The organism is Aquiflexum sp., from assembly GCF_041751335.1.
Classification (GTDB): Bacteria; Bacteroidota; Bacteroidia; order Cytophagales; family Cyclobacteriaceae; genus Aquiflexum.
The window spans coordinates 1-7482 of record NZ_JBGSXS010000375.1 but is presented as its reverse complement, the minus strand read 5'-3'; the positions used below and the strand labels follow the sequence as shown (position 1 = coordinate 7482).

General features: G+C 42.8%; 6 protein-coding genes. 2 read left to right on the top strand and 4 right to left on the bottom strand.

The window, feature by feature from the left end; genetic code table 11:
• Positions 1-106: 106 nt before the first annotated feature.
• Positions 107-1231, top strand: coding sequence for an MBL fold metallo-hydrolase (locus tag ACEW8U_RS20120; protein ID WP_373523843.1), 1125 nt, complete (start codon positions 107-109; stop codon positions 1229-1231).
• Between the two features lie 63 nt (positions 1232-1294).
• Here the strand turns inward: ACEW8U_RS20120 and ACEW8U_RS20115 are convergent, their stop codons facing one another.
• Positions 1295-4555 carry a WD40/YVTN/BNR-like repeat-containing protein gene (locus tag ACEW8U_RS20115; RefSeq protein ID WP_373523842.1) on the bottom strand — a complete coding sequence of 1087 codons (3261 nt, stop codon included), beginning with the start codon at positions 4553-4555 and terminating at the stop codon, positions 1295-1297.
• A 239-nt stretch (positions 4556-4794) separates the two neighbouring features.
• Between ACEW8U_RS20115 and ACEW8U_RS20110 the strand changes: the two genes are divergently transcribed.
• Positions 4795-5274, top strand: coding sequence for a DUF1801 domain-containing protein (locus ACEW8U_RS20110; protein WP_373523841.1), 480 nt, complete (start codon positions 4795-4797; stop codon positions 5272-5274).
• Between the two features lie 423 nt (positions 5275-5697).
• Here the strand turns inward: ACEW8U_RS20110 and ACEW8U_RS20105 are convergent, their stop codons facing one another.
• The 3 genes from ACEW8U_RS20105 to ACEW8U_RS20095 form a co-directional block, all read right to left on the bottom strand.
• Positions 5698-5940: a hypothetical protein gene (locus ACEW8U_RS20105; protein WP_373523840.1), complete on the bottom strand. Its 243-nt coding sequence runs from the start codon at positions 5938-5940 to the stop codon at positions 5698-5700.
• A gap of 57 nt (positions 5941-5997) precedes the next feature.
• Positions 5998-6369, bottom strand: a complete 372-nt coding sequence (locus tag ACEW8U_RS20100) for a flavodoxin family protein (protein ID WP_373523839.1) — start codon at positions 6367-6369, stop codon at positions 5998-6000.
• A gap of 479 nt (positions 6370-6848) precedes the next feature.
• Positions 6849-7482: gamma-glutamyltransferase (locus tag ACEW8U_RS20095; protein WP_373523838.1), on the bottom strand; the 634-nt coding region annotated here is incomplete at its 5' end.

Genomic DNA, 7482 nt, shown 5'->3' with positions numbered 1-7482 from the left:
TCTTGAAAATCTGTATCTTTAAAAATTCGGAGTAAATTTGAAGGATACAGTAACGAAAAACCCATCTCCAAACTGAATCAACCAAAATCCATTAATCTTTACAAGAATGAAGAAAATATTGAAAATAACACTTTGGACTTTAGCCATACTTCTGATCGTAGTTGGGAGCTTGGCATATTATGTAAGCAAACAGATGGGCAGTTTGGATTCCTTGGAAGACAGGAAGGAAAGATTCTCTAAGCTGGCATATTATAATGCAGATAGCGATGAGTTTATAAGTCCGGAGACATTACCCTATTATCCGGAACAAACCACAGGAGGGGATTCAGGTCCTGCGCGGTTTTTTAAAACTTCACCAAATGCACCAGGTTTTCCACTGCCCAAACAGATGATTACCAAAAGCGATTTTTCAGAAACTCCTTCGGATTTTGCTGCTTGGTGGTTTGGTCACTCCACATTTATTCTTGAGCTTGATGGAAAGCGGATCTTATTTGATCCGGTTTTTGAAAACGGAGGCCCCCTTCCCTTTATTTTGAGAAGGTTTGACGTGTCTCCAATTAAAAGAGAGGAACTGCCCGAGATTGATATTGTGGTCATTACCCATGACCATTATGATCATTTGGAGGCTGCTACCATAAGATTTCTGGCATCTAGAAATACAGAATTTATCGTGCCGCTGGGTGTAGGTGCCAGACTTGAAGGCTGGGGTATTCAGAAAAACAACATCAGCGAGTTAGGTTGGCATGATGCCAAGACTGTTGGTTCTTTGCATATAACTGCCCTTCCGGGAATACACTACACCAGTAGGAGTTATAATGATAGAAATAAAACCCTTTGGGCCTCTTTTGTAATTAAAGGGGATGATAAAAACCTTTTTGTAAGTGGCGATACCGGATACGGCTCTCACCTGAAAGACATAGGAGAAGAATATGGACCCTTCGACCTGGCTTTTGTGGAGATAGATGGCTGGAACAAAGGATGGCCTCTGACCCACCTCTTTCCTGATCAGGCAGTTCAGTTATGTCAGGATATAAATACACAACTCATGTTTCCCATACATTGGGGCGTTTTTGATTTGGCAATGCACCCCTGGGATGAATCTATCAAAATGGTAGCTGACATGGCAGCAGAAAATAACATCAAATTGGTGACACCCATTATGGGCGAGAAAGTGGTACCCGGTCTTAGTCCAACCTTGAATTGGTGGGAGATTCCAAACAGGGATAGCTAACTTTTCGCGTGCCGATGTTATTTTTTGTTTAGGTCAATATTTTCACTTTCTCCTTTAATCCATTTATCTGTTTGGTGTATAAGGTGCTTCTGCCTTTTCCAGCTTCAACTCAAACTCGGCCAATTCATTATAAAAGGCAGAAGCATCTTTCAAATATTGCTCAAACGCACTTTGTGCGATTTCAATATTTCTTTTGTGAGTTGCTGTAGGAGGCTCTGTTGTACTCCAATGTCCATAAGTCACGCTGCCTACTCTATTGATGATTGAAGGTGAAGTAGACTCATCCTTGCTCTGAAGCACCCCATCTCCCATGAGTGCAGTTCTCAGATGAAACAAAGAGGCATTGAGTGCTGTCAATTGTGTAAATAATTCAGGAGAAGCATTTGGTGTTTCGGTCAAGGCAGCTTTGATAAAGCGAAGCTTATCCCCGGCCTCACTCAATTGGCGGGCAGCACTTGAGGTCCTTCGGGAAAGGTCACTGGTTTGCTTTTTGAAAGCCGCCATCTCTTCGTAATCACCACTTGTTGGATGCACAGCTTTAACGTTAAATTCCTGTGCTTCTCCCTGTGGCTCCAATTTCCCATTATTCAACAAATAAAGCTCCACACTGTATTTCCCGGGTGCTACCAAAGGTCCCTCAGGATCGCTTACCCAAGGTGGTTGGAAAGCGGGAACGGTTAGATTGATAGGGTTGGGTGGAGGCAATCTCAAATCCCAACTCACCCGATGCAATCCTGTTTTGGCTACACCTTCTATCCAACGTATCGCCTCCCCGTTTTTATCCCGTACCAAAAGCATGACACTTGGTTCCTCTTCGATGGACTCCCGCCTCAGTTGATCCCAACCCGGGAATGGAATACTGGATTTTTGCTCATTGAGGTTCTTTTCCTTTTCTTTTCGCGCTGCTTTTTCCGTTTTGGGAAGATTCTTTAAGAAATAAGTAAATACAGCTCCAAAAGGTGGGTTATCACTTACAAAACTGGTGGATCCTTGAGAAGGCATTCCCTTTGCCTGAAAGGGTTCACTTGGGACATACCACCAAGCATCTCTCACCGGCAAGACCACATTTGAATTGGTATTGGCCAATTTGTTGATCTCTCTTAAAGGTGCGTAATCATCCAATACATAAATCCCTCGCCCAAAACTAGCTCCCACCAAGTCATTGTCTTTTGCATGAATTGCGAGGTCCCGGAAAGGAACAGTCGGAACTCCTGCATTTAACTTTATCCAATTGATACCTTTATTCACTGAAAAATACATTCCGTATTCTGTTCCGATGAACAGTAAATTTTCATCAACATGGTCCTGCTTGATCACCCAAATAATTGTATTCACAGGCAAGTCTCCTGCAATGGAGCGCCAGGTTTTCCCTTTGTCTGTACTGATGAAAACGTAAGAAGAATAATCACCCAATTGGTGTCCATCGGCTACGGCAAACACGGTATTGACATCATGAGAAGAGGCTTCGATATTATTGATGGATGTCAGTGCAGGAACCTTGGGCAGGCTTCCACCTTTCCTCCAATTTTGCCCATCGTCTTCGCTCACGTGTATCAGGCCGTCATCGGAACCGGAATAAATTAGACCTGCTTGCAGGGTTGATTCTGAAAGGCTGGTCAATGTGGCAAATTTCGACATCGCACCGTTATCATACAATGCGTCTATACTTGGCACCCGGTCCATCATCTCCAGTTCATACCTGCTGATATTGGTCGTTAGGTCACCGCTGATTGCCGTCCATGAATTACCGCGATCGGTACTTTTCCAAACCCTTTGAGATCCAAAATAGATGGTTTTATGATCATGGGGACTTATTTGTATGGGGCTATCCCAATTCCATCTTTCGGCTGGGTCATTGGGTTCCGGTTGGGGTTGAATATTCAATACCTCTCCCGTGGTTCTGTTGTGACGGTGTAATAGGCCCTGTTGAATTTCCATGTACACGATGTTCGGATCTTCCAGATCGAACGCGACATCATAGCCATCGGCCCCCAAGGGGACGTACCAGTCCTGATTGCGCACACCCTCTACATTAGTAGTTCTGGAGGGGCCCAACAATGTGCCAAGATCTTGCGCTCCCACTACCACATTATAAAAAGGCTCAGCGTTATCGAGTCCTACTTTATAAAATTGTGAGACTGGGAGATTTGGAAAATGTCTCCAAGTTACACCGTCGTCAAAAGATTCATACAGACCTCCATCAGTTCCTACGATCAAATGCTGGCCATTTGCAGGATCAATCCACAAGGCGTGGTTGTCACTGTGTTTCGCTCTTCCGGTTTCACCATAATCGAATGTCTTTCCGCCATCTCGTGTTACATGTATAAAAACATCCATTTGGTAAACCAGGTCAGGGTTGGTGGGCGAAGCTTCAATCTCCTGGTAATAGTGAGGCCCGGTTCCCCCGGAAATATAGCTGTTACGCTTTTCCCAACGCTCCCCTTTATCGGTGGACCGGTAAAATCCTTTATTGCCATTGTCAGCTTCTATGGTCGCAAATACCAAATGGGGATCAGCAGGGGTTACCGCCAAACCTATTTTTCCCATATCTCCTTGAGGCAAGCCCTCCTTTATTCTTCTCCAGCTTTCACCTCCGTCCATGGATTTATAAATGCCGGACTTTGGTCCACCGGCGAGTAAGGCCCAGGTTTTTCTTCTTCTTTGATAAGCTGCGGCATAGATAATATCAGGGTTTGAAGGGTCAAATTCCGCATCCGTGACACCTGTCTCTGCATCTATCTCAAGCACTAATTTCCAGGTTTTGCCTCCATCTTTGGTTTTGTATAAGCCACGTTCTCCTCCTGATGACCACAATGGGCCTTCGGCTGCTACATAGACCACCTCAGCGTTTCTGGGGTCGATTAAAATTTTGCCGATATGTTCTGAATTTTTCAGTCCCATTTGTTGCCATGTGGCACCTCCATCCATGCTTCTGTACACCCCATCTCCCCAACCTACATGCCGGCCACTTACATTCTCGCCTGTACCTACCCATACCACTTCAGGATTATTTGGATCCAAAGCCACGGTACCAATAGAATAAGAGGCCTGGGCATCAAAAACTGGTGTCCAGGTAGTTCCACTGTTGGTAGTTTTCCACAAACCTCCGGAGCCCACTGCCACATACCAAGTACTGCTATGGATAGGATTTACGGCAATATCTGCAATTCTTCCACCCATAAATGCAGGACCAATGCTTCTTACTTGAAGCCCTTTGGCCACCTGGGCAGCCATATCCTTTTGATTGGTTTGGGCCCAAGCTGTGTATCCGGTAAATGATAAGAGAAGAAAAGTTGTAAAGAGGAGGTATATGGTTTTTCGCATAATTGATTCGGTTTAATCGGATAAAAAGGTACAAGAAAATTCAATTTCTCAGGAACCATTTATAAAAAAAGAGCTTGAAAACTTTGGACTAACCGGAAGTTGCAAGAAATAATGCGAATTTGACTCAATACCAAAAATCAGTATCTTTATGTAGCATCGGGAAAGTTGGCAAAATGTTCGGACTTGTAAAAGCTAAATCTAAAGAAGCATGGCAACAGGTTTTAGAAAATCAATAATGTATGAAAGCTAACGGAAATACAGTAAAAGAAATCCTGGAAAACCTTCCGGAGGACAGGGCAGAACCATTTAACAAACTACACGAAGTCATTGTAAATAATCTGCCCAAAGGTTTTGAAGCAGGCATTAGCTATGGTGGGTTGGGTTATGTTGTTCCGCATACGCTATATCCTGCAGGATACCATTGTAAGCCCAGTGAGCCGCTACCATTTGCTGGTATTGCATCGCAGAAAGACTCCATTAACTTTTACCACATGGGCATTTATTCAGATCCCAAATTATTGGATTGGTTTGTGACAGCCTATCCCAAGCACAGTAAACAAAAACTGGACATGGGGAAAAGTTGCATCCGATTTAAGAAATTCGATCACATTCCCTATCAACTCATTGGTGAATTAATGAGAAAAATGAGTGTAGAAGCATGGATTGAAAAATACGAGGCAGAACACAGGCCTAAGCCAAGACCGGTTAAATCCAAATAGAACAAACACTCCTGACCAGATCAATCCATCTGCTACATTAAAGGTAAGAGGGAACTGAGCGAGCTATGGAGGATTTATGACCATCTCAAAAGAAAGAACTACAGATTTCGCGGATTAACACAGGTTTTTTGATTCTATCAATGCAAATTTTCGGTCATCTAATTCAGCTTTTAAGTTCCAGCTTATTTATTGCTATTGCCATACTTAAGCATCATCCAATCTGAAGTTCTCAATCCGCGAAAATCAGTGTTTATCAGTGGTTAAAAAAATTTTTCTCTAAATTAGTACTATGAAAAAGTTGCTGATGCTTTGCATATTAGGACTACGGGCTATGCCTGTGCCCAAAAAAATGAAAAGATTCAAGTGCTTTTAATCACCGGTGGACATGACTTGTTCCCCATTTTCCCAATCTTCCATCGAATTTCAATATTGCGGATAACCTTTGTTCGATTTTAACATGGAAGCCAAGTGCATGAGGTTGTATGTCATGAAAGTTGTGGTCCTATTGGTGAAATCAGAATCATAACCCTTGGGTGGATCAATTTTTTTGTATTTCCATTCTGTATCTCCAAAACTGGGGCCGGGTCCAATTTCTCCGATCCATCCACAACTAACCTGTGGAGGTATGGTATATCCGAGATGTTGTAAAGAAAATAAGATATACATTGAACTATGCTTTACCCCGTCTTCATTTCCTGTAATCATACATCCTGCAACCTTTCCTTAGTAAATTGCCTGGCCTTTTTCATTGGTTTTATCACTCATCCCATCCAGTCTTTCAATCAGTTTTTTAGCCACAGATGATTTGTCACCAAGCCAAATCGGTGTTGCAAATACAAGAATATCCGCTTTCATAACCCTTTTGAAAAGTTCAGGCCATTCATCATTTTCCCATCCATATTCAGTCATGTCAGGTTTTTCGCCCGGGGGCACTTCGTGATCTATAAATCTAATCTCGTCAACTGATACGTTTTCACGTTCCATTATTCCCTTGGAAACATCAATCAATCTTGAGGTGTGACTTACCCGAGGGGATTTCTCCAATGTGCAATTGATAAAAATTGCGTTTAGGGAATTGAATTCTGGTTTGGACATTTTATTTGCTTTTGAATTCTGAAATGGGAATAATCCCATTAAAATGAGTAAACTGATAGGGAAATTATGAGCTTTGACTTTTTGAAAAAATTCAAATTCCCAGACAAGAAAACTATGGCTTCCTCCTTTGCTCTTTTATCAAGGTAGCATTTCACAGGATTGATATTCCAATGCGATTTTTAATGTAATTTGCCCAATAAATCAAGCTGTTTTGGATCTCATCTTTGGACATCAAATTTATTCTATCACAAAAAATCACGCATACATGTGGGTCTCACACAAGCTATTGTAACTAAATCAACTCAATCATAAAAAATAAATGCCAGTTCAATGCTATACGGGCCATTAGATCAAACTTATGGATTTTGCCACAGCATAAGAAAAAGGTTCGTGGAGACACGGACCTTGGCAGTGTAGTCTAACCCTGGCGGTTAAAGATCTGTGGAGACACAGACCTCGGCGAGAGGGCAAGTTTTTTATCAATACCCCACCGCTGCCCCATCTTTACTAGATGAGTCGGCAGCACCCACATAGACTTTTAGCTTTGGATCATAGGTAATTCCCATTAATACCCCAAGGTTATTGACGCCTCGGAGTTTGTGTCCCATCAGCTCTAAGGAATCTCGGGTATCGGGGGACATGAGGTGCCTTTCGTATCGGATTTCATCAGGTAGCCATTGGTGATGTATTTTCATGGCTTCAATGGCTTTGTCGATTCTCATGTCATACTCCACTACGTTGAGTACAGTCTGAAAAACGGTATTGATAATGGTCCTTCCTCCCGGACTTCCGATGATGAGATAGGGCTTGCCATCTTTGGCCACAATGGTGGGTGTCATGCTGGACAACATCCTTTTTTCCGAAGCGATAAGATTGGGATTGGAACCGATTTGGCCACGACTGTTGGTAACTCCGGCAACAGGGTTGAAGTCGCCCATTTCATTGTTGAATATGAAACCGAGTTTGGAGGAGCCCATTTTTACCCCGTAGGAATGCTCAAGGGTATAGGTCAGGGAAACCGCATTTCCGTCCTTGTCCACTACCGAAAAATGTGTCGTGCTGCTTCCATCGTACAATTGTCCATACTTGGAAGTGTCACTGCATGAAGCTTTT

Bases quoted from the DNA above. Each gene is read 5' to 3' on its own strand.
- ACEW8U_RS20120 (WP_373523843.1), top strand. From the start codon at position 107: ATGAAGAAAATATTGAAAATAACACTTTGGACTTTAGCCATACTTCTG.
- ACEW8U_RS20115 (WP_373523842.1), bottom strand. From the start codon at position 4,555: ATGCGAAAAACCATATACCTCCTCTTTACAACTTTTCTTCTCTTATCA.
- ACEW8U_RS20110 (WP_373523841.1), top strand. From the start codon at position 4,795: ATGAAAGCTAACGGAAATACAGTAAAAGAAATCCTGGAAAACCTTCCG.
- ACEW8U_RS20105 (WP_373523840.1), bottom strand. From the start codon at position 5,940: ATGTATATCTTATTTTCTTTACAACATCTCGGATATACCATACCTCCA.
- ACEW8U_RS20100 (WP_373523839.1), bottom strand. From the start codon at position 6,369: ATGTCCAAACCAGAATTCAATTCCCTAAACGCAATTTTTATCAATTGC.